This is a genomic window from Escherichia sp. WS1450, assembly GCF_046487395.1.
Lineage (GTDB): Bacteria > Pseudomonadota > Gammaproteobacteria > Enterobacterales > Enterobacteriaceae > Escherichia > Escherichia coli.
Window position 1 is genome coordinate 1 of sequence record NZ_JBJQJO010000008.1, and the last position, 21,140, is coordinate 21,140.

General features: G+C 50.8%; 19 protein-coding genes and 1 pseudogene. 12 read left to right on the top strand and 8 right to left on the bottom strand.

Features of this window, described 5'->3' with window-relative positions; all coding sequences use genetic code 11:
* The 4 genes and pseudogenes from yfdT to ACJHYR_RS11500 form a co-directional block, all read left to right on the top strand.
* Nucleotides 1-171, top strand: a pseudogene (yfdT, locus tag ACJHYR_RS11485) (protein YfdT); the annotation flags it as partial.
* 114 nt (nucleotides 172-285) lie between these two features.
* Nucleotides 286-504, top strand: coding sequence for an excisionase (locus ACJHYR_RS11490; RefSeq protein ID WP_001303849.1), 219 nt, complete (start codon nucleotides 286-288; stop codon nucleotides 502-504).
* Complete coding sequence (locus tag ACJHYR_RS11495; RefSeq protein ID WP_000533656.1) at nucleotides 482-1,552, top strand: tyrosine-type recombinase/integrase; 1,071 nt, start codon at nucleotides 482-484, stop codon at nucleotides 1,550-1,552. Before ACJHYR_RS11490 ends, ACJHYR_RS11495 begins: the two co-directional genes overlap by 23 nt.
* A 134-nt stretch (nucleotides 1,553-1,686) precedes the next feature.
* The gene (locus ACJHYR_RS11500; RefSeq protein WP_001091563.1) at nucleotides 1,687-2,970 is read left to right on the top strand and encodes a putative acyl-CoA thioester hydrolase; all 1,284 of its coding nucleotides are present in this window, start codon (nucleotides 1,687-1,689) and stop codon (nucleotides 2,968-2,970) included.
* A 68-nt stretch (nucleotides 2,971-3,038) separates the two neighbouring features.
* On the opposite strand, the gene ACJHYR_RS11505 is transcribed toward ACJHYR_RS11500, so the two are convergent.
* From ACJHYR_RS11505 to ACJHYR_RS11515, 3 genes are all read right to left on the bottom strand, one after another.
* On the bottom strand, nucleotides 3,039-5,300 hold the full coding sequence (locus ACJHYR_RS11505) for a hydratase (RefSeq protein WP_000593894.1): 2,262 nt from the start codon (nucleotides 5,298-5,300) through the stop codon (nucleotides 3,039-3,041).
* 182 nt (nucleotides 5,301-5,482) lie between these two features.
* Entirely contained in the window at nucleotides 5,483-6,916 is a 1,434-nt protein-coding gene (locus tag ACJHYR_RS11510; protein ID WP_001036475.1) for an anion permease, read from the bottom strand.
* A 75-nt stretch (nucleotides 6,917-6,991) separates the two neighbouring features.
* Complete coding sequence (locus ACJHYR_RS11515) at nucleotides 6,992-8,044, bottom strand: 4-oxalomesaconate tautomerase (RefSeq protein WP_000723651.1); 1,053 nt, start codon at nucleotides 8,042-8,044, stop codon at nucleotides 6,992-6,994.
* Between the two features lie 183 nt (nucleotides 8,045-8,227).
* Between ACJHYR_RS11515 and ACJHYR_RS11520 the strand changes: the two genes are divergently transcribed.
* A complete protein-coding gene (locus ACJHYR_RS11520) occupies nucleotides 8,228-9,181 on the top strand; it encodes a LysR family transcriptional regulator (protein ID WP_000679972.1) in 954 nt (317 codons plus the stop codon).
* 40 nt (nucleotides 9,182-9,221) lie between these two features.
* Here the strand turns inward: ACJHYR_RS11520 and pgl are convergent, their stop codons facing one another.
* Nucleotides 9,222-10,217 (bottom strand): 6-phosphogluconolactonase, encoded by a 996-nt coding sequence (pgl, locus tag ACJHYR_RS11525; RefSeq protein ID WP_000815435.1) that lies wholly within the window; start codon nucleotides 10,215-10,217, stop codon nucleotides 9,222-9,224.
* A gap of 154 nt (nucleotides 10,218-10,371) precedes the next feature.
* Here pgl and ybhA point away from each other — a divergent pair, with 154 nt between their 5' ends.
* Nucleotides 10,372-11,190 (top strand): bifunctional pyridoxal phosphate/fructose-1,6-bisphosphate phosphatase, encoded by an 819-nt coding sequence (gene ybhA / locus ACJHYR_RS11530; protein WP_001305595.1) that lies wholly within the window; start codon nucleotides 10,372-10,374, stop codon nucleotides 11,188-11,190.
* Here ybhA and modC read toward each other — a convergent pair whose 3' ends face one another.
* The 4 genes from modC to acrZ form a co-directional block, all read right to left on the bottom strand.
* A complete protein-coding gene (gene modC, locus ACJHYR_RS11535) occupies nucleotides 11,191-12,249 on the bottom strand; it encodes a molybdenum ABC transporter ATP-binding protein ModC (RefSeq protein WP_000891692.1) in 1,059 nt (352 codons plus the stop codon).
* Between the two features lie 2 nt (nucleotides 12,250-12,251).
* Nucleotides 12,252-12,941: a molybdate ABC transporter permease subunit gene (modB, locus tag ACJHYR_RS11540; RefSeq protein WP_000604037.1), complete on the bottom strand. Its 690-nt coding sequence runs from the start codon at nucleotides 12,939-12,941 to the stop codon at nucleotides 12,252-12,254.
* On the bottom strand, nucleotides 12,941-13,714 hold the full coding sequence (modA, locus tag ACJHYR_RS11545; protein ID WP_000101994.1) for a molybdate ABC transporter substrate-binding protein: 774 nt from the start codon (nucleotides 13,712-13,714) through the stop codon (nucleotides 12,941-12,943). The genes modB and modA overlap by 1 nt, the downstream gene beginning before the upstream one ends.
* Nucleotides 13,715-13,879: 165 nt before the next feature.
* Entirely contained in the window at nucleotides 13,880-14,029 is a 150-nt protein-coding gene (acrZ, locus tag ACJHYR_RS11550) for a multidrug efflux pump accessory protein AcrZ (RefSeq protein ID WP_000891515.1), read from the bottom strand.
* 128 nt (nucleotides 14,030-14,157) lie between these two features.
* Here acrZ and modE point away from each other — a divergent pair, with 128 nt between their 5' ends.
* The 6 genes from modE to galM all read left to right on the top strand — a co-directional run bounded on the left by modE (nucleotide 14,158) and on the right by galM (nucleotide 21,007).
* On the top strand, nucleotides 14,158-14,946 hold the full coding sequence (gene modE / locus ACJHYR_RS11555) for a molybdenum-dependent transcriptional regulator (protein ID WP_001147439.1): 789 nt from the start codon (nucleotides 14,158-14,160) through the stop codon (nucleotides 14,944-14,946).
* A gap of 67 nt (nucleotides 14,947-15,013) precedes the next feature.
* Complete coding sequence (gene modF, locus ACJHYR_RS11560) at nucleotides 15,014-16,486, top strand: molybdate ABC transporter ATP-binding protein ModF (protein WP_000096837.1); 1,473 nt, start codon at nucleotides 15,014-15,016, stop codon at nucleotides 16,484-16,486.
* A gap of 262 nt (nucleotides 16,487-16,748) precedes the next feature.
* The gene (galE, locus tag ACJHYR_RS11565; RefSeq protein ID WP_001265453.1) at nucleotides 16,749-17,765 is read left to right on the top strand and encodes a UDP-glucose 4-epimerase GalE; all 1,017 of its coding nucleotides are present in this window, start codon (nucleotides 16,749-16,751) and stop codon (nucleotides 17,763-17,765) included.
* Nucleotides 17,766-17,774: 9 nt separating this feature from the next.
* Complete coding sequence (gene galT / locus ACJHYR_RS11570; protein ID WP_000191508.1) at nucleotides 17,775-18,821, top strand: galactose-1-phosphate uridylyltransferase; 1,047 nt, start codon at nucleotides 17,775-17,777, stop codon at nucleotides 18,819-18,821.
* A gap of 3 nt (nucleotides 18,822-18,824) precedes the next feature.
* A complete protein-coding gene (gene galK, locus ACJHYR_RS11575) occupies nucleotides 18,825-19,973 on the top strand; it encodes a galactokinase (RefSeq protein WP_000053415.1) in 1,149 nt (382 codons plus the stop codon).
* A complete protein-coding gene (gene galM / locus ACJHYR_RS11580; RefSeq protein ID WP_000931391.1) occupies nucleotides 19,967-21,007 on the top strand; it encodes a galactose-1-epimerase in 1,041 nt (346 codons plus the stop codon). The genes galK and galM overlap by 7 nt, the downstream gene beginning before the upstream one ends.
* The last annotated feature ends 133 nt before the right edge of the window (nucleotides 21,008-21,140 follow it).

Consider the following 21,140-nt stretch of genomic DNA (forward strand, 5'->3'; position numbering starts at 1 on the left):
GCAGCCTATGAATTATTTATGGAAAAGCGTTTCGGTAAAACAGTCGATCGTCGGAGAGCAAAAAACGGCGATAACGAATACATGGCATGGGATATGACTCTCGGTTGGATCATCTGGCAGCAACGAGCTGGTATCCATTTTTCAACAATGTCACAACAAGAGGTGAAATAATAGAGCCATACAGCCTCACACTCGATGAGGCCTGTTCATTGCTCAATGATATCCAGACCTACCATCGCCGCATCAATGCGGCTTTTTCTTGCGTGTAATTGCGGAGACTTTGCGATGTACTTGACACTTCAGGAGTGGAACGCTCGCCAGCGACGCCCAAGAAGCCTTGAAACAGTTCGTCGATGGGTGCGCGAATGCAGGATATTCCCTCCTCCGGTTAAGGATGGAAGAGAGTATCTGTTCCACGAATCAGCGGTAAAGGTTGACTTAAATCGACCAGTAACAGGTAGCCTTTTGAAGAGGATCAGAAATGGGAAGAAGGCGAAGTCATGAGCGCCGGGATTTACCCCCTAACCTTTATATAAGAAACAATGGATATTACTGCTACAGGGACCCAAGGACGGGTAAAGAGTTCGGATTAGGCAGAGACAGGAGGATAGCAATTACTGAAGCAATACAGGCAAACATTGAGTTATTTTCAGGACACAAACACAAGCCTCTGACAGCGAGAATCAACAGTGATAATTCTGTTACGTTACATTCATGGCTTGATCGCTACGAAAAAATCCTCGCCAGCAGAGGAATCAAGCAGAAGACACTTATAAATTACATGAGCAAAATTAAAGCAATAAGGAGGGGGCTACCTGATGTTCCACTTGAAGACATCACCACAAAAGAAATTGCAGCAATGCTCAATGGATACATAGACGAGGGCAAGGCGGCGTCAGCCAAGTTAATCAGATCAACACTGAGCGATGCATTCCGAGAGGCAATAGCTGAAGGCCATATAACAACAAACCCGGTCGCTGCCACTCGCGCAGCAAAATCAGAGGTAAGGAGATCAAGACTTACGGCTGACGAATACCTGAAAATTTATCAAGCAGCAGAATCATCACCATGTTGGCTTAGACTTGCAATGGAACTGGCTGTTGTTACCGGGCAGCGAGTTGGTGATTTATGCGAAATGAAGTGGTCTGATATCGTAGATGGATATCTTTATGTCGAGCAAAGCAAAACAGGCGTAAAAATTGCCATCCCAACAGCATTGCATGTTGATGCTCTCGGAATATCAATGAAGGAAACACTTGATAAATGCAAAGAGATTCTTGGCGGAGAAACCATAATTGCATCTACTCGTCGCGAACCGCTTTCATCCGGCACAGTATCAAGGTATTTTATGCGCGCACGAAAAGCATCAGGTCTTTCCTTCGAAGGGGATCCGCCTACCTTTCACGAGTTGCGCAGTTTGTCTGCAAGACTCTATGAGAAGCAGATAAGCGATAAGTTTGCTCAACATCTTCTCGGGCATAAGTCGGACACCATGGCATCACAGTATCGTGATGACAGAGGCAGGGAGTGGGACAAAATTGAAATCAAATAATGATTTTATTTTGACTGATAGTGACCTGTTCGTTGCAACAAATTGATAAGCAATGCTTTTTTATAATGCCAACTTAGTATAAAAAAGCAGGCTTCAACGGATTCATTTTTCTATTTCATAGCCCGGAGCAACCTGTGAACACATTTTCAGTTTCCCGTCTGGCGCTGGCATTGGCTTTTGGCGTGACGCTGACCGCCTGTAGCTCAACACCGCCCGATCAACGTCCTTCTGATCAAACCGCGCCTGGTACCTCTTCTCGCCCGATTCTGTCGGCAAAAGAAGCGCAGAATTTCGATGCTCAACACTATTTTGCATCCCTGACACCAGGTGCGGCAGCGTGGAATCCTTCCCCGATTACCCTGCCTGCGCAACCTGACTTTGTTGTCGGCCCGGCGGGTACTCAAGGTGTAACGCATACCACGATTCAGGCGGCGGTAGATGCGGCAATTATCAAGCGCACCAACAAGCGCCAGTATATTGCCGTGATGCCTGGTGAGTATCAGGGAACGGTATATGTCCCTGCCGCTCCGGGTGGAATTACTCTGTACGGTACAGGTGAAAAACCGATTGATGTGAAGATTGGGCTTTCCCTTGATGGGGGCATGAGCCCTGCCGACTGGCGTCATGACGTCAACCCGCGCGGCAAATATATGCCAGGTAAACCAGCGTGGTATATGTACGATAGCTGCCAGAGCAAACGCAGCGACAGTATCGGCGTTCTCTGCTCTGCGGTCTTCTGGTCACAAAACAATGGCCTGCAACTGCAAAACCTGACCATCGAAAACACGCTGGGCGATAGCGTAGATGCAGGTAACCATCCGGCGGTGGCACTGCGTACTGATGGCGACAAAGTGCAGATCAATAACGTCAACATTCTCGGTCGTCAAAATACCTTCTTTGTCACCAACAGTGGTGTGCAAAACCGTCTGGAAACCAACCGTCAGCCGCGTACTCTGGTGACCAACAGTTACATTGAAGGGGATGTGGATATCGTTTCTGGTCGCGGCGCAGTGGTGTTCGATAACACCGAATTCCGCGTGGTGAACTCACGTACTCAGCAAGAAGCGTATGTGTTTGCACCGGCTACGCTGTCTAACATCTATTACGGTTTCCTCGCCGTAAACAGCCGTTTCAATGCTTCCGGTGATGGCGTGGCGCAACTGGGTCGCTCGCTGGATGTTGATGCCAATACCAACGGTCAGGTGGTGATCCGTGATAGCGCCATCAACGAAGGTTTTAACACGGCGAAACCGTGGGCCGATGCGGTGATTTCCAATCGTCCATTCGCAGGTAACACCGGCAGCGTTGACGATAGCGACGAAATACAACGCAATCTGAATGACACTAACTACAACCGCATGTGGGAATACAATAACCGCGGCGTGGGTAGTAAAGTGGTTGCAGAGGCGAAGAAGTAAAAAAGAAAACCCGATAGTCTGAACCATCGGGTTAATGAAACAGGGCGCTATATTTCATAGCGCCTTTTTTACATCTGACGGTTTTTATTGAAGTTAATCAAACTACCCGCCTTGATAATCTCGCGCTCTTCGGCCGTCAGGCTTTCCATGTAAAGCGTAATTTCCGTTACCGGCGCATCTTCATGGATCACATAACCTTTAAACGTCGTACCCGGATTATCCAGCGCTGCTTTAATGCCAGGGATGTAAATGTAATCCCCCACTTCAAACGTTGGTGCTTCCGCCATCTGCAGCGGTAACATCCCCCAGTTGATGACGTTAGAACGGTAGCGTTTAGTCGCGTACTCCTCGGCAATATTCGCCAGACCGCCAATCACACGCTGGCAGCTCGCCGCCTGCTCACGCGCTGAACCATCGCCTGGTTTCACCGCATAGACCATGCTGCCAATTTCAGTTTGCAGCGGATCAATATGCTCCTGACCAGCAATCTGCTTAATGCGCGCAAACACCTCTGTCAGCTCGCTGACATTCCCCGCCAGACGCTGATTTTCCAGCTCAGCAGTCGCTTTACTTCTGCCAACATAACCTGGATCGCGGCGTGACAGGGTAAACTCCGCCAGACCAATCGGATTTGAACGATAAGAAGAGGTTTCACCGGAAGGGATCAGTTCGTCGGTGGTGGTCACTTCGTCGAGGATCTTCGAGCACACTTTGAGGACGATATTGTCAGTTAGCGCCCCCAATTCTGGCCAGTCTTTTATGTTCGGTCCGTAAATCAATGGTTGCTGGGTCGCCCCTTTCACAAAGCCCTGATAAACACGGTTTTTATACGGAGTTACATCGAAGGCGTACTCCGGTACGTTGTCCCAGCAATCAAGTTCGCTGGCAGAGGTTAAATAGCCACCGTTTGCCGCAGTCGCAGCGATAGAACGAGCGTCCATCAACGCCACCGCTGACATCTGCCCATTGGCTGGCTTAGAGCCTTCGCGGTTCGGGAAGTTACGCGTGGTGTGGCGAATACTCAAACCGTTGTTGATTGGCGTATCGCCCGCGCCAAAGCATGGGCCGCAGAACGCGGTTCTGATGATTGCGCCTGCGCCAATCAAATCTGCTACCACGCCTTTTTTGGCTAAATCCATAAACACCGGCTGTGATGACGGGTAAACCGCTAACGAGAAGGTGTCATTGCCACAGGATTGACCGCGCAGTGCATTCGCCGCCGCGATGACGTTTTCGTAGTTACCGCCAGAACAGCCCGCGATAATCCCCTGATGCACTTTCAGGCGACCATTTTCCACTTTATCCAGCAGCGAGAGTTTGGCTTTACCGTGCGCCACGCGTTCGGACTCAATTTCAATCTCACGCAGAATGTCGGTCAGGTTCTGGTTCAGCATGTCGATTTCATACACGTTGCTCGGGTGGAACGGCAGCGCAATCATTGGTTTGATGGCGCTTAAATCAACGCTGATGCAGCCATCGTAGTACGCCATCGGTTGAGGGTTAAGCTGGCAGTAATCCTGGCCGCGACCGTGCAGCGCCAGCCAGTTATGGACTTCTTCATCGGTTTGCCAGACAGAACTTAAACAGGTCGTTTCCGTGGTCATAACGTCAACGCTGTTACGGAAATCGGTAGAGAGCGCAGCAACACCGGGACCTACGAATTCCATCACTTTGTTTTTGACGTAGCCGTTTTTGAACACGGCACCGATGATAGCCAGCGCCACATCCTGTGGCCCCACATACGGCGCTGGTTTTCCGGTCAGATGCACCGCAACAACTCCCGGATAGTCGATATCCCAGGTGTCATTAAGCAGCTGTTTTACCAACTCGCCGCCGCCCTCACCGACTGCCATTGTCCCTAATGCACCGTAACGGGTGTGGCTGTCTGACCCGAGGATCATTTTGCCGCCGCCTGCCATCATCTCACGCATATATTGATGGATGACCGCAATATGCGGAGGCACAAAAATACCGCCATAACGCTGAGCCGCCGATAAACCAAAAACATGGTCATCACCGTTAATGGTGCCGCCGACGGCGCAAAGTGAGTTATGGCAGTTGGTCAGCACATACGGCAGCGGGAAACGTTCCATACCGGACGCTTTAGCGGTCTGTACAATACCAACAAAGGTAATATCGTGAGAGGCTAATGAATCAAACTTAATTTTAAGTTTATCCATATTTCCGGACGTATTATGAGAAGAGAGAATAGACCAGGCAATAGTGCCTTTTTTTGCTTCTTCTTTTTTAATTTCGCCGGTGAAATGTTCTTCGGCAATTATTTCGTTATTACTGGCGAGAAACACGCCTTTTTCAGATAACTTGATCATCAAATGCTCCAGATATCTGCGCACCGAGAAGTGCGCAGAAAGATAATAAATGGATATACTCTAAATAATTCGAGTTGCAGGAAGGCGACAATCGAGTGAATCCCCAGGAGCTTACATAAGTAAGTGACTGGGGTGAGCGAACGCAGACGCAGCACATGCAACTTGAAGTATGACGAGTATATTTACAGCATGTTCCAGCCGATCAGCATATTCCACCACCACACGCCAAGGGTGATATGCACCAGGAAGGTTAATATCGTCAGTACCGCACCGACCAACCACCAGGATTTAATATCGTTATAACCCACGCCAAAGATGACCGGACCTGCCGCGCCGCCATAGTGAGTAACCATGCCGCCATAGGAGTTGGAGAACAACAGTGCCAGCGCGGTTAACATTAACGGTGCGCCGGAGACGTTCGCCAGCATGGCAAATACCGGTAACATGGCAACGATATAGGCACTACCGGAAGCGAAGAAATAACGCACGATAATGCTGAGGAAAATAATAACGAAGAAAGCAACGTTACCGTGACCATCAAATGCCAGGTTATTTTTAAAGACTTCAGCTAACCATTCGAAGAATTTAACTTTCGATAATAAGGAGCTTAAGCCGATAATACCGCCGTACCAGATTAAGGTATTCCAGCCGCCTTTATTTTTAACCACGTCTTCCCAGGTAACGATACCCAGCAGCAGCATAGTCGCCATAACAACGATTGCCACGGTGGATTCATCAACCCCCAGTGACTTACTGAAAATCCAGCCCAGCAGCGCCAGCACGAAGACACCGAGCAGCATTTTTTCGCGGATTTTCATCGGTCCCAGTTCGGCAAGGCCCGCTTTGGCGATGGTTTTGTTATCCACCTTCTTAATTTCTGGCGGATACATGGTGTAAATCACCAGCGGGGTGACCAGCAGCATAATGATACCCGGCAATCCGGCGGCCAGCGCCCATCCACCCCAGCTAATTTGCAGGTGCAGAATATCGTTGATCATTTTCAGCGCCAGAATGTTCCCCGCCATTGCGGTAAAGAACATATAGCTGGTGGTTTTGGTGACCATGTAAATGGACATCATCAGGTAATGTCCAACACGACGCGGGCTTTTTTCCGGTTCTGACCCCAAAGCCACCGCCACGCTGTTGATGATCGGTAACACAATGCCGCCCGCACGCGCGGTGTTAGACGGTGTTGCCGGAGCCAGTACCAGATCGAGGAATACCGTAACGTAACCCAGACCCAGCGTGGTGTTACCGATTTTACCAATCAGCAGATAGGCTATACGTTTACCTAAGCCGGTGGTCACAAATGCGGCGCTTAAGGTAAACGCCGAGAACACCAGCCAGGTGGTACCTGAAGAGTAACCACTTAATACGGCGGTGGTCTTAAACGCACCGTCGGATAAGTTACCGACCACCACCATTGAGGCAGCAACGGCAATTAACAGTACGACAGGTTCCGGGAAAGGCTTGATAACCAGCCCCACAATGGCCGCCAGGTAAATACCAAAAAGCACCCACGCCAGTTCGCTTAATCCTGCCGGAGCTGGCATAAAGCCAATAATACATGGGATCGCTAATATCAGAATTAGCTTCCATAACGATTTTTTATTCATTTAAAATCCTGTTCTTTCTGTATGACTCATACAGAAGTCCTTTATTGATTGTCCTTATCCTGACAACGAATTTTTTCAGGGAAGAAAAACTTCACCGGAAAATATTTTTCTGGTTGTCCGAATAACAGATGCGCGTAACGTCGTGGCATCCTGACCTTCATTACTTAAATGAACGTCGAGCGCACCACTGGGGTGTTCAATATTGATATTGCCGTATCCTACAGAAGGGACGATTTGTCGGGTGACGGTGCCTTCCAATGCACAACTACTGGAAATGGCAATAGCACCGGTTATCGCCAGCGCGCGATGGCAAGAATGCGGCATAAAATAACGCACATTAATTGCTCCGCCTTTCTGCGCTGGAGAAATAAGCACAGGTTTAGGGATAACCATATTACTGACATCGCCTAAGCCCATTGCTTTACCCGCTTGTAGACGGATAGATTCAATGCGGGCTAATAATGCTTTGTCGGCATCCAGCTCCGCCGGTAATTCATAGCCTGTTTTTCCCAGATATTCAGCAGGAATAATGACAACTGGCATCGCCATATCGATACAGGTCACCGGGACATCGTCAAAATAATCAATCTGATTATCCGTCGGGAAGACTTTTCCGGTTTTGGTTCCGGCGGCATTCAGGAAAGTGAGCGCAACCGGTGCGGCAGTACCCGGTACGCCGTCAATTCTGGCGCTACCCTCGTACTCGACAACACCATTTGGCGTTTGCACATCAGCTTCGATGAACGTACCCGTATTGACGTTGCGGATACGTACGCGGGTAACTGGCGAAGTCGCTGCAATCAAACCATTTTCAATGGCGAATGCCCCAACGCCAGACAGCATATTGCCGCAGTTAGGCGTGGTATCGACACGTTGCTCATGGACGATAACTTGAGCAAACAGATAATCGACATCTGCACGCGGATCGCTGGAGCGGCTAATAATGGCGACTTTACTGGTCAGCGGATTACCGCCGCCAATACCGTCAATTTCCAGATCGTTACCGGAACCCATAATTGCCATCAATATTTTATCGCGCTGCGTTTGATCTTCGGGTAGATGTTCCGCTAACAGGAACGCGCCCCTCGAGGTTCCACCTCGCATCATCACGCAGGGTATTTTTTTCATAATAATGCCCTCAATTTAAAAACATAACTTATTGCGATATGGTTACATTAAGGGCAAAGCATCTCTAATGACTTTAGCTCAACGATTAATAACATTTTTTCATTAATTTAAGTTGGCTAAATGCAGTTAAAATTTTTAACGGCCAGCCACCCAAAATCGACGCTTCCATTTTCCGGAGTAATAATGAAGCATGAATTATCAAGTATGAAGGCATTTGTCATACTGGCAGAGTCCAGTTCATTTAACAATGCCGCTAAATTACTCAATATTACGCAACCTGCATTAACGCGAAGAATAAAAAAGATGGAGGAGGATTTACATATTCAACTATTTGAGCGTACAACTCGCAAGGTTACGTTAACAAAAGCAGGAAAAAGGTTGCTCCCGGAGGCGCGGGAATTAATAAAGAAATTCGATGAAACGCTTTTTAATATTCGTGATATGAATGCTTATCATCGTGGTATGGTGACGTTAGCGTGTATTCCGACCGCAGTATTTTATTTTTTACCACTGGCAATTGGTAAATTTAATGAGCTGTATCCCAATATTAAAGTGCGGATTCTGGAACAAGGCACGAATAATTGCATGGAATCGGTGCTGTGTAACGAATCAGACTTTGGCATAAACATGAACAACGTCACAAATTCATCCATTGATTTTACCCCCCTGGTCAACGAGCCGTTCGTGCTGGCCTGTCGGCGTGACCATCCATTGGCCAAAAAGCAGCTTGTAGAATGGCAGGAGTTAGTGGGTTACAAAATGATTGGCGTACGCTCCTCCAGCGGCAACCGACTGTTGATAGAACAACAGCTAGCCGACAAGCCCTGGAAGCTGGACTGGTTTTACGAAGTGCGTCATCTTTCGACGTCATTAGGACTGGTGGAGGCAGGACTAGGGATTTCGGCGCTTCCAGGCCTGGCAATGCCTCATGCGCCCTACTCTTCGATTATTGGTATCCCGCTGGTGGAACCGGTTATACGTCGGACATTGGGGATTATTCGCCGCAAAGATGCCGTGCTTTCTCCGGCAGCTGAACGCTTTTTTGCCTTGCTGATTAATTTGTGGACTGACGATAAAGACAATTTGTGGACCAATATCGTCGAACGCCAGAGACATGCGTTACAGGAGATAGGTTAATACACCGGCGCAGAAGAGACTGCGCCGGGTAAATCAGCGGTTAGTGTGCGTTAACCACCACCCACATTGGTCCCTGCCCGACCGCATAGCGGCCTTTTTCATGCAGTAGCCCCTGCTCGCCAACAATTTCGTATACCGAGATGTGGTGAGATTTTTGCCCGGCGGCAATCAGATACTTGCCGCTGTGATCAACATTGAAGCCGCGCGGCTGGGTTTCCGTTGGCTGGAAGCCTTCTTTACTCAACACGCTGCCATCTTCCGAAACGCTGAAAACAGTAATCAGACTGGCGGTACGGTCGCAGGCGTATAAATGACGACCATCTGGGGTGATATGAATATCAGCCGCCCAACGGGTGTCGGAGAAGTTTTCCGGCATCATATCCAGCGTCTGGACACATTCGATATTGCCGTGCGGATCTTTCAGTTCCCAGACATCCACTGAGCTGTTTAACTCATTGACGCAATACGCATATTGTTCGTTTGGATGGAATACCATATGACGCGGGCCGGCCCCTTCAACGGTAGTCACTTCTGCAGGGTCCTGCGCCACCAGATGACCATCATCGCTGACCGTAAACAGGCAAATGCGATCCTGCTTTAATGCCGGAACCCACAACGTACGGTTGTCCGGTGAGATATTGGCGGAATGGCAACCGTCCAGCCCCTCGACCACATCGACGACGCCCACTGGCAGGCCATCTTCCAGACGCGTTACGCTCACGTTACCCGCATTGTAAGAACCGACAAAGACAAACTGCCCCTGGTGATCGGTGGAAATATGCGTCGGACTTCCCGGCAGCGCAGACTCTGCGGCAAAGGTCAATGCGCCATCGTCCGGGGCGATACGATACGCCAGGACGCGAAACTCAGGGCGCACACCAACATAGAGATAACGTTTGTCCGGGCTGACCACCATCGGCTGCACCTGCCCCGGCACATCGACAACCTGTGTCAGCGTCAGTGCGCCTTCATGATTCAGGTTCCAGACGTGAATTTGCTGGCTCTCAGGGCTGGCGATATAAACTGTTTGCTTCATGAATGCTCCTTTGCATTTAGCAACTGACTGTAACAGCTAAAATTAGTCGCTTTTGGCGGTGAATGCTGAATTAAAACGCAGAATTTTGTCCGATAGTGGTATCGGTGTACCATTCGCGCAGAAGAAAATTCTTAACCTTAATCTGGAATACGCCATGACCACACGCGTGATTGCTCTCGACTTAGACGGCACCTTATTGACCCCGAAAAAGACCTTGCTTCCATCATCGATAGAAGCCCTGGCCCGCGCTCGCGAAGCAGGCTATCAATTAATCATCGTCACAGGTCGCCATCACGTCGCTATTCATCCTTTTTATCAGGCGCTGGCGCTGGATACACCTGCTATTTGCTGTAATGGCACCTATTTGTATGATTATCATGCAAAAACCGTGCTGGAAGCGGACCCAATGCCCGTTAATAAAGCCCTGCAACTCATTGAGATGCTGAATGAACACCACATTCACGGTCTGATGTATGTCGATGATGCAATGGTCTATGAGCACCCGACCGGGCATGTCATTCGCACGTCTAACTGGGCGCAAACCCTGCCGCCGGAACAGCGTCCGACTTTCACACAAGTCGCTTCTCTGGCTGAAACGGCGCAACAAGTTAACGCCGTATGGAAGTTCGCCCTGACGCACGATGACCTGCCGCAATTGCAGCATTTTGGTAAGCATGTCGAACATGAACTGGGACTGGAGTGTGAATGGTCCTGGCACGATCAGGTTGATATTGCACGCGGCGGCAACAGCAAAGGTAAACGTTTGACGAAATGGGTTGAGGCACAAGGTTGGTCGATGGAAAACGTCGTGGCATTCGGCGATAACTTTAATGATATCAGTATGCTGGAAGCCGCTGGTACAGGCGTGGCGATGGGCAACGCCGATGACGCGGTAAAAGCGCGCGCCAACATTGTGATTGGTGATAACACCACCGACAGCATTGCCCGGTTCATTTATAGCCACCTGATTTAATCAGGCGGTTATCGACACACTTTTAATTTGCGCGTACAGCCACAGGCCTGGTTTGATCGCCAGTTCATCCCTGGCCCACGGGCTGATACGCGCCCACAGCGTTTTACCGCCGACTTCCAGCTCCACTTCCACCTGGCCGTTGTCGTCATAACTATTAACAACTTTTGCCCGCAATACGTTACGAATGCTGGTTTGCTGCGGCGGTTGTAAAACCAGAGAAACATCGGAAGCCTGAATGCGGATACGTAGCGCAGCTTGCAGCGGTTCGTCCAGCTTATTGACCCACAAATGCTGATCGCCCAGCGCCAGCGCGGTCATCGCGTAATGCGGATGATGCTCAAGCACCGTCACTTTCAGAATGCTACTTTGTTGCTCTTTCGGCAGCCACGGATTCATCACGCTACTGCCCCACACTTCCTCCAGCGCGCCAAAGGCTTTCACCTGACCGTTTTCCAGTACCATCACTCTGTCTGCCAGATGGAGGATCTCATCCAGCGAATGGCTGACATACAACATCGGAATGTTGATTTCCCGTGTCAGCCGTTGCAGATAAGGCAACAGTTCGCGTTTACGCGGAATATCCAGTGACGCCAGCGGTTCATCCAGCAACAGCAATTCCGGTGCTGTCAGCAAAGCCCGACCAATCGCCACGCGCTGTTTTTCGCCTCCGGACAGGCTGCCTGGTAAACGGTCAAGCAACGGTTCAATGCCTAAAAGCGCCACCAGCTTATCGAACTGATCGACCATACTTTTCGACATGCCGTAGCGCAGATTGCCACGCACTTTGTAATGCGGGAACAGCCGCGCATCCTGAAAAACATAGCCAACGCGACGCTTTTCCGGCGTCAGGCATATACCTTTTTCGGCATCATTTAGTACCCGCCCATTGAGGACAATCCGCCCTTTTTGCGGGCGCGTCAGTCCACTGATGGCGTTAATCAGCGAAGTTTTTCCGGCACCGGAGACGCCAAAGATAGCAGTGATGCCATTGGCGGGCAGCGTTTCATTAATGGTCAGGCAATGGTTGCCCAACGTCTGGGAAAAATTCAGTTCCAGCATGATTAGCGCCCCGCCCGTTCACGGCTGATTCTGGCCAGCCATTCTGAAATCAACAGGGAGATCATCGCCAGCGCAATAGAAATAATGCACAGTCTCGCCGCGCCACTTTCCCCGCCGGGGGTCTGGATCAGGGTATACATGGCAGAGGGAATAGTTCGCGTTTCGCCAGGAATGTTCGACACAAAGGTGATGGTTGCACCAAACTCACCGAGAGAACGAGCAAAAGCCAGTACCGTACCAACAATAATGCCCGGTAAGGTCAGCGGTAACGTGATAGTAAAGAAAACTCGCCAGCGCCCGGCCCCCAGTGTTCTTGCGGCCTGCTCCAGTTTGATATCAACACCTTCCAGCGCCAGACGAATCGCCCGCACCATCAGCGGAAAAGACATGACAGCGGCAGCGAGAACCGCACCGCGCCAGCTAAACGCGAAAGAAAGACCAAACCAGTCATACAGACGTTCACCGATAAATCCGCGCCGTCCCATCGAAACTAATAATAAGTAACCGACGACCACGGGCGGTAACACCAGCGGTAGATGCAGTACGCTGTCGAGCAGAGCTTTGCCCGGAAACGTGCAACGCACCAGTAACCAGGCAAAAAAGATCCCAAACGGCAGGCTAAACAGCACAGCCAGGGAAGAAACTTTCAGGCTTAATAAAACTGCCTGCCATTCTGGATCGGTCAGTATCATTACTTGGTTGTAAATCCGTAACGTTTAAAGATTTCCGCAGCCTGCGGCCCTTTCAAATAATCATAAAATGCTTTCACTGTCGCATTGTTATGCCCTTCCACAACAGCAACCGGATATTCCACTTTTTTATGTGAATCTTCCGGGAAGGTGGCAACCACTTTTACCCCTTTGCTGGCAACTGCGTCAGAACCGTAAACAATGCCCAACGGCGCTTCATTGCGTTCGACCAACGCCAGCGCGCCACGAACATCTTCCGCCGGAGCCAGTTTCGGGGAGAGCGTATCCCATGCGCCCAGTTTTTGCAGTGCTTCTTTTGCATAAATGCCAGCGGGAACATGTTCCGGATCGCCAACCGCCAGGCGACCGCCATTCAGCAGTGAAGTCCAATTGGTTTTGCTGTCGATGGTGAAATCTTTCTGCTCGCTGGCTTTCGGTGCTACAACGACCAGGCTATTGCCGAGCAGTGTCTGACGTGTAGCTGTATCGATCGCTTTTTTATCAACCGCATAATCCATCCATTTCTGATCGGCAGAAATAAACAGATCCGCAGGCGCACCCGCTTCAATCTGACGGGCCAAAGTAGATGACGAAGCGAAAGAAGAAACCACATCCACGCCTTTCTCTTTTTTATACTGCGTAGCAATGTCCTGCATTGCGTTAGTCAGTGATGCGGCGGCGAACACCGTGATTTTCCCTTCATCTGCCAGTGCATTGCCAGCAACAGCGAAAGAGAGTGCCGCCCCGGCAAACAAGTTCAACCATTTACGAGCCATTGGTAACCCCTTAATGTAACGTTATGTAGGCGTCAATATAACGGCTAACTCAGAATTTTCCCAGCAGTTATTGCTAACCTTTGTGAGGTAGATGAGAAAAAATATCGGCAGGAAAAGCAGGAAGTTGAGCAAAAGAAATGCCCGACTAAGCGGGCATTCAGGGAATCAATGATTTTGTCCGGGCTGGTCTTTTTTACCAACACCAGAAAAGATGTTGAATACTTCACCAAGACCGTAAATCAGACCCAGGATGATGGCCATCACGACAGGTACCATGATTACGGCGAATACCAGACTTTTTAATAACTCTAACATGGTCAACTCCAGATATAGTCATGAGACTATTCTAACCGCTAAGCACAGAAAAGCACTCCCCTTTTGTGCGGTCAGCTTTGCGTGGCGTTCGTTTTCCGTCACAATAAGACTTTTGCCAGGACATTGTTATGCAGGCCGAAATCCTTCTCACCCTTAAGCTCCAACAAAAATTATTCGCCGACCCGCGCCGCATTTCGCTACTAAAACACATTGCGCTTTCCGGTTCCATTAGCCAGGGAGCGAAAGATGCCGGTATCAGCTATAAAAGCGCCTGGGATGCCATTAACGAGATGAATCAGTTAAGTGAGCATATTCTGGTCGAGCGCGCAACAGGCGGTAAAGGTGGCGGCGGCGCAGTACTGACCCGCTATGGTCAGCGACTGATTCAGCTCTATGACTTACTGGCGCAAATCCAGCAAAAAGCCTTTGATGTGTTAAGTGACGATGACGCCCTGCCGCTGAACAGCCTGCTGGCCGCGATCTCACGTTTTTCACTGCAAACCAGCGCCCGTAACCAGTGGTTCGGTACCATCACCGCCCGCGATCATGATGACGTTCAACAGCATGTTGATGTCTTACTGGCTGATGGAAAAACACGCCTGAAAGTCGCAATTACCGCACAAAGCGGCGCGCGTCTGGGGCTGGATGAAGGCAAAGAAGTGTTGATATTGCTAAAAGCGCCGTGGGTAGGCATTACTCAGGACGAAGCTGTCGCACAAAACGCCGACAACCAATTACCGGGTATTATTAGTCATATTGAGCGCGGCGCAGAGCAGTGCGAAGTATTAATGGCGCTACCCGACGGGCAAACACTGTGCGCCACAGTGCCGGTAAATGAAGCGACTTCTCTTCAGCAAGGACAGAATGTCACGGCCTACTTTAATGCCGACAGCGTGATTATCGCCACGCTGTGCTAAGCGTGTTGACAATTTGTTATGAAACACGTATCCCTGTCAGTAATCGCTGCACAAAATGGGATATAAAATGTCATCGTTGCAAATTTTGCAAGGCACGTTTCGTCTTGGCGACACAAAAACGCTGCAATTGCCTCAGCTAACGTTAAACGCGGGTGATAGTTGGGCGTTTGTCGGTTCGAATGGAAGCGGGAAATCGGCCCTGGCCCGTGCGCTGGCGGGGGAACTTCCGCTTTTGAAAGGTGAACGGCAAAGCCAGTTTTCCCACATCACTCGTCTCTCCTTCGAGCAATTGCAAAAGCTCGTCAGCGACGAATGGCAGCGGAATAATACCGATATGCTTAGTCCTGGCGAAGATGACACCGGGCGTACCACGGCTGAGATCATTCAGGATGAAGTAAAGGATACTCCGCGTTGCATGCAACTGGCGCAGCAGTTCGGTATTACCGCCCTCCTCGACCGACGCTTTAAATACCTTTCCACTGGCGAGACGCGAAAAACCCTGCTGTGTCAGGCGCTGATGTCGGAGCCTGACTTGTTGATTCTTGATGAGCCGTTCGATGGCCTGGATGTTGCCTCACGTCAGCAGCTGGCTGAGCTACTCGCCTCGTTACATCAGTCCGGTATTACTCTGGTACTGGTGCTCAATCGCTTCGATGAGATCCCAGAATTTGTCCAGTTTGCTGGCGTGCTGGCGGATTGTACGTTAGCGGAAACTGGCGCTAAAGAGGAACTGCTCCAGCAAGCACTCGTCGCGCAACTGGCGCATAGCGAACAGCTTGAAGGTGTACAACTGCCGGAGCCGGATGAACCTTCAGCACGTCACGCCTTACCCGCCAACGAACCGCGCATTGTGCTGAACAATGGCGTGGTTTCTTATAACGATCGCCCCATTCTTAATAACCTTAGCTGGCAGGTGAATCCAGGCGAACACTGGCAAATTGTCGGGCCAAATGGCGCGGGAAAATCGACGTTATTAAGCCTGATTACTGGCGATCATCCGCAAGGTTACAGCAACGATTTGACGCTTTTCGGACGACGTCGCGGCAGCGGCGAAACCATCTGGGATATCAAAAAGCATATCGGTTACGTCAGCAGTAGTTTGCATCTGGATTACCGGGTCAGCACTACCGTGCGTAATGTGATCCTTTCTGGCTATTTTGATTCGATTGGCATTTATCAGGCCGTTTCGGATCGCCAGCAAAAACTGGTGCAGCAGTGGCTGGATATTCTCGGCATTGATAAACGCACGGCTGACGCTCCTTTCCATAGTCTTTCCTGGGGGCAACAACGCCTGGCGCTGATCGTCCGTGCACTGGTGAAACATCCGACGTTGCTTATTCTCGATGAACCACTACAGGGGCTGGACCCGCTCAATCGCCAGCTTATCCGCCGGTTTGTTGATGTGCTGATTAGCGAAGGTGAAACGCAATTGTTGTTTGTTTCGCACCACGCTGAAGATGCGCCTGCCTGTATTACCCATCGTCTTGAGTTCGTGCCGGACGGTGAACTCTATCGCTATGTGCTGACAAAAATAAACTGAGTCGGTAATGCTGACTGTACCGGAGGCGGCCTAAGCGCCCTCTCCGGCCTACAGTTCGACGCATCCAGGCATGAAACCGCGTCTTTTTTTTCAGATAAAAAGCGCAATCATTCATAAAGCCGCTGTTTTATAATCACTTAATCGCGCATAAAAAACGGCTAAATTCCCGTGTAAACGATTCCACTAATTTATTCCATGTCACACTTTTCGCATCTTTGTTATGCTATGGTTATTTCATACCATAAGCCTAATGGAGCGAATTATGAGAGTTCTGGTTACCGGTGGTAGCGGTTACATTGGAAGTCATACCTGTGTGCAATTACTGCAAAACGGTCATGATGTCATCATTCTTGATAACCTCTGTAACAGTAAGCGCAGCGTACTGCCTGTTATCGAGCGTTTAGGCGGCAAACATCCAACGTTTGTTGAAGGCGATATTCGTAACGAAGCGTTGATGACCGAGATCCTGCACCATCACGCTATCGACACCGTGATCCACTTCGCCGGGCTGAAAGCCGTTGGCGAATCGGTACAAAAACCGCTGGAATATTACGACAACAATGTCAACGGTACTCTGCGCCTGATTAGCGCCATGCGCGCCGCTAACGTCAAAAACTTTATTTTTAGCTCCTCTGCCACCGTTTATGGCGATCAGCCCAAAATTCCATACGTTGAAAGCTTCCCGACCGGCACACCGCAAAGCCCTTACGGCAAAAGCAAACTGATGGTTGAACAGATCCTCACCGATCTGCAAAAAGCCCAGCCGGACTGGAGCATTGCCCTGCTGCGCTACTTCAACCCGGTTGGCGCACATCCGTCGGGCGATATGGGCGAAGATCCGCAAGGCATTCCGAATAACCTGATGCCATACATCGCCCAGGTTGCTGTAGGCCGTCGCGACTCGCTGGCGATTTTTGGTAACGATTATCCGACCGAAGACGGTACTGGCGTACGCGATTACATCCACGTAATGGATCTGGCGGACGGTCACGTCGTGGCGATGGAGAAACTGGCGAACAAGCCAGGCGTACACATCTACAACCTCGGCGCTGGCGTAGGCAGCAGCGTGCTGGACGTGGTTAATGCCTTCAGCAAAGCCTGCGGCAAACCAGTTAACTATCATTTTGCACCGCGTCGCGAGGGCGACCTTCCGGCCTACTGGGCGGACGCCAGCAAAGCCGACCGTGAACTGAACTGGCGCGTGACGCGCACACTCGATGAAATGGCGCAGGACACCTGGCACTGGCAGTCACGCCATCCACAGGGATATCCCGATTAAGGAACGACCATGACGCAATTTAATCCCGTTGATCATCCACATCGCCGCTACAACCCGCTCACCGGGCAATGGATTCTGGTTTCACCGCACCGCGCTAAGCGCCCCTGGCAGGGGGCGCAGGAAACGCCAGCCAAACAGGTGTTACCTGCGCACGATCCAGATTGCTTCCTCTGCGCAGGTAATGTGCGGGTGACAGGCGATAAAAACCCCGATTACACCGGGACTTACGTTTTCACTAATGACTTTGCGGCCTTGATGTCTGACACGCCAGATGCGCCAGAAAGCAACGATCCGCTGATGCGTTGCCAGAGCGCGCGCGGTACCAGCCGGGTGATCTGCTTTTCACCGGATCACAGTAAAACGTTGCCAGAACTCAGCGTTGCGGCATTGACGGAAATCGTCAAAACCTGGCAGGAGCAAACCGCAGAACTGGGGAAAACATACCCATGGGTGCAGGTCTTTGAAAACAAAGGTGCGGCGATGGGCTGCTCTAACCCGCATCCGCACGGACAGATTTGGGCAAATAGCTTCCTGCCTAACGAAGCTGAGCGCGAAGACCGCCTGCAAAAAGAATATTTTGCCGAACAGAAATCACCAATGCTGGTGGATTATGTTCAGCGCGAGCTGGCAGACGGTAGCCGTACCGTTGTCGAAACCGAACACTGGTTAGCCGTCGTGCCTTACTGGGCTGCCTGGCCGTTCGAAACGCTACTGCTGCCCAAAGCCCACGTTTTACGGATCACCGATTTGACCGACGCCCAGCGCAGCGATTTGGCACTGGCGTTGAAAAAGCTGACCAGTCGTTATGACAACCTCTTCCAGTGCTCCTTCCCCTACTCTATGGGCTGGCACGGCGCGCCATTTAATGGCGAAGAGAATCAACACTGGCAGCTGCACGCGCACTTTTATCCGCCTCTGTTGCGCTCCGCCACCGTACGTAAATTTATGGTTGGTTATGAAATGCTGGCAGAGACCCAGCGAGACCTGACCGCAGAACAGGCAGCAGAGCGTTTGCGCGCAGTCAGCGATATCCATTTTCGCGAATCCGGAGTGTAAGAAATGAGTCTGAAAGAAAAAACACAATCTCTGTTTGCCAACGCATTTGGCTACCCTGCCACTCACACCATTCAGGCGCCTGGCCGCGTGAATTTGATTGGTGAACACACCGACTACAACGACGGTTTCGTTCTGCCCTGCGCGATTGATTATCAAACCGTGATCAGCTGTGCGCCACGCGATGACCGTAAAGTTCGCGTAATGGCAGCCGATTATGAAAATCAGCTCGACGAGTTTTCCCTCGATGCGCCCATTGTCGCGCATGAAAACTATCAATGGGCGAACTACGTTCGTGGCGTGGTGAAACATCTGCAACTGCGTAACAACAGCTTCGGCGGTGTGGACATGGTGATCAGCGGCAATGTGCCGCAGGGTGCCGGGTTAAGTTCTTCCGCTTCACTGGAAGTCGCGGTCGGAACCGTATTGCAGCAGCTTTATCATTTGCCGCTGGACGGCGCACAAATCGCGCTTAACGGTCAGGAAGCAGAAAACCAGTTTGTTGGCTGTAACTGCGGGATCATGGATCAGCTAATTTCCGCACTCGGCAAGAAAGATCATGCCTTGCTGATTGACTGCCGCTCACTGGGGACTAAAGCAGTTTCCATGCCGAAAGGTGTGGCTGTCGTCATCATTAACAGTAACTTCAAACGTACCCTGGTTGGCAGCGAATACAACACCCGTCGTGAACAGTGCGAAACCGGTGCGCGTTTCTTCCAGCAGCCAGCCCTGCGCGATGTCACCATTGAAGAGTTCAACGCTGTTGCGCATGAACTGGACCCGATCGTGGCAAAACGCGTGCGTCATATACTGACTGAAAACGCCCGCACCGTTGAAGCTGCCAGCGCGCTGGAGCAAGGCGACCTGAAACGTATGGGCGAGTTGATGGCGGAGTCTCATGCCTCTATGCGCGATGATTTCGAAATCACCGTTCCGCAAATTGACACTCTGGTAGAAATCGTCAAAGCTGTGATTGGCGACAAAGGTGGCGTACGCATGACCGGCGGCGGATTTGGCGGCTGTATCGTCGCGCTGATCCCGGAAGAGCTGGTGCCTGCCGTACAGCAAGCTGTCGCTGAACAATATGAAGCAAAAACAGGTATTAAAGAGACTTTTTACGTTTGTAAACCATCACAAGGAGCAGGACAGTGCTGAACGAAACTCCCGCACTGGCACCCGATGGTCAGCCGTACCGACTGTTAACTTTGCGTAACAACGCAGGGATGGTAGTCACGCTGATGGACTGGGGTGCGACTTTACTTTCAGCCCGTATTCCGCTTTCCGATGGCAGCGTCCGCGAGGCGCTGCTCGGCTGTGCCAGCCCGGAATGCTATCAGGATCAGGCCGCGTTTCTGGGGGCCTCTATTGGTCGTTATGCCAACCGTATCGCCAATAGCCGTTATACCTTTGACGGTGAAACCGTGACGCTTTCGCCAAGTCAGGGCGTTAACCAGCTGCACGGCGGCCCGGAAGGGTTCGACAAACGTCGCTGGCAGATTGTGAACCAGAACGATCGTCAGGTACTGTTTGCCCTGAGTTCAGATGATGGCGATCAGGGCTTCCCGGGTAATCTCGGTGCGACGGTGCAATATCGTCTGACCGACGATAACCGTATCTCCATTACTTATCGCGCCACAGTTGATAAACCTTGCCCGGTGAATATGACTAATCACGTCTATTTCAATCTTGACGGCGAGCAGTCTGACGTGCGCAATCACAAGTTGCAGATTCTGGCGGACGAATATCTGCCGGTTGATGAAGGCGGCATTCCCCACGACGGCCTGAAATCTGTCGCCGGAACGTCTTTTGATTTCCGCAGCGCCAAAATCATCACCAGTGAGTTTCTTGCCGACGACGATCAGCGCAAAGTGAAAGGTTACGATCACGCGTTCTTGTTACAGGCCAAAGGCGATGGCAAGAAAGTGGCGGCGCATGTCTGGTCAGCAGATGAAAAATTGCAGCTGAAGGTCTACACCACCGCTCCGGCTCTGCAATTCTACTCCGGCAACTTCCTCGGCGGCACACCGTCGCGGGGAACCGAACCTTACGCCGACTGGCAAGGGCTGGCTCTGGAAAGCGAGTTTCTGCCGGACAGCCCGAACCACCCTGAATGGCCGCAACCGGACTGCTTCCTGCGTCCTGGCGAAGAGTATTCCAGCCTGACGGAATATCAGTTTATTGCTGAGTAATGTTAAGCCCTCGTCATGAGGGCTTTATCTTCATATTGTTCAAATCACCAGCAAACACCGACATATTTGCAACTCAATATTCACAACAACCTTACACTGCGACACTATTTTCGCTATGGTTATGCGTAAGCAT

Bases quoted from the DNA above. Each gene is read 5' to 3' on its own strand.
- ACJHYR_RS11490 (WP_001303849.1), top strand. From the start codon at position 286: ATGTACTTGACACTTCAGGAGTGGAACGCTCGCCAGCGACGCCCAAGA.
- ACJHYR_RS11495 (WP_000533656.1), top strand. From the start codon at position 482: ATGGGAAGAAGGCGAAGTCATGAGCGCCGGGATTTACCCCCTAACCTT.
- ACJHYR_RS11505 (WP_000593894.1), bottom strand. From the start codon at position 5,300: ATGATCAAGTTATCTGAAAAAGGCGTGTTTCTCGCCAGTAATAACGAA.
- ACJHYR_RS11510 (WP_001036475.1), bottom strand. From the start codon at position 6,916: ATGAATAAAAAATCGTTATGGAAGCTAATTCTGATATTAGCGATCCCA.
- ACJHYR_RS11515 (WP_000723651.1), bottom strand. From the start codon at position 8,044: ATGAAAAAAATACCCTGCGTGATGATGCGAGGTGGAACCTCGAGGGGC.
- ACJHYR_RS11520 (WP_000679972.1), top strand. From the start codon at position 8,228: ATGAAGCATGAATTATCAAGTATGAAGGCATTTGTCATACTGGCAGAG.
- pgl (WP_000815435.1), bottom strand. From the start codon at position 10,217: ATGAAGCAAACAGTTTATATCGCCAGCCCTGAGAGCCAGCAAATTCAC.
- ybhA (WP_001305595.1), top strand. From the start codon at position 10,372: ATGACCACACGCGTGATTGCTCTCGACTTAGACGGCACCTTATTGACC.
- modC (WP_000891692.1), bottom strand. From the start codon at position 12,249: ATGCTGGAACTGAATTTTTCCCAGACGTTGGGCAACCATTGCCTGACC.
- modB (WP_000604037.1), bottom strand. From the start codon at position 12,941: ATGATACTGACCGATCCAGAATGGCAGGCAGTTTTATTAAGCCTGAAA.
- modA (WP_000101994.1), bottom strand. From the start codon at position 13,714: ATGGCTCGTAAATGGTTGAACTTGTTTGCCGGGGCGGCACTCTCTTTC.
- acrZ (WP_000891515.1), bottom strand. From the start codon at position 14,029: ATGTTAGAGTTATTAAAAAGTCTGGTATTCGCCGTAATCATGGTACCT.
- modE (WP_001147439.1), top strand. From the start codon at position 14,158: ATGCAGGCCGAAATCCTTCTCACCCTTAAGCTCCAACAAAAATTATTC.
- modF (WP_000096837.1), top strand. From the start codon at position 15,014: ATGTCATCGTTGCAAATTTTGCAAGGCACGTTTCGTCTTGGCGACACA.
- galE (WP_001265453.1), top strand. From the start codon at position 16,749: ATGAGAGTTCTGGTTACCGGTGGTAGCGGTTACATTGGAAGTCATACC.
- galT (WP_000191508.1), top strand. From the start codon at position 17,775: ATGACGCAATTTAATCCCGTTGATCATCCACATCGCCGCTACAACCCG.
- galK (WP_000053415.1), top strand. From the start codon at position 18,825: ATGAGTCTGAAAGAAAAAACACAATCTCTGTTTGCCAACGCATTTGGC.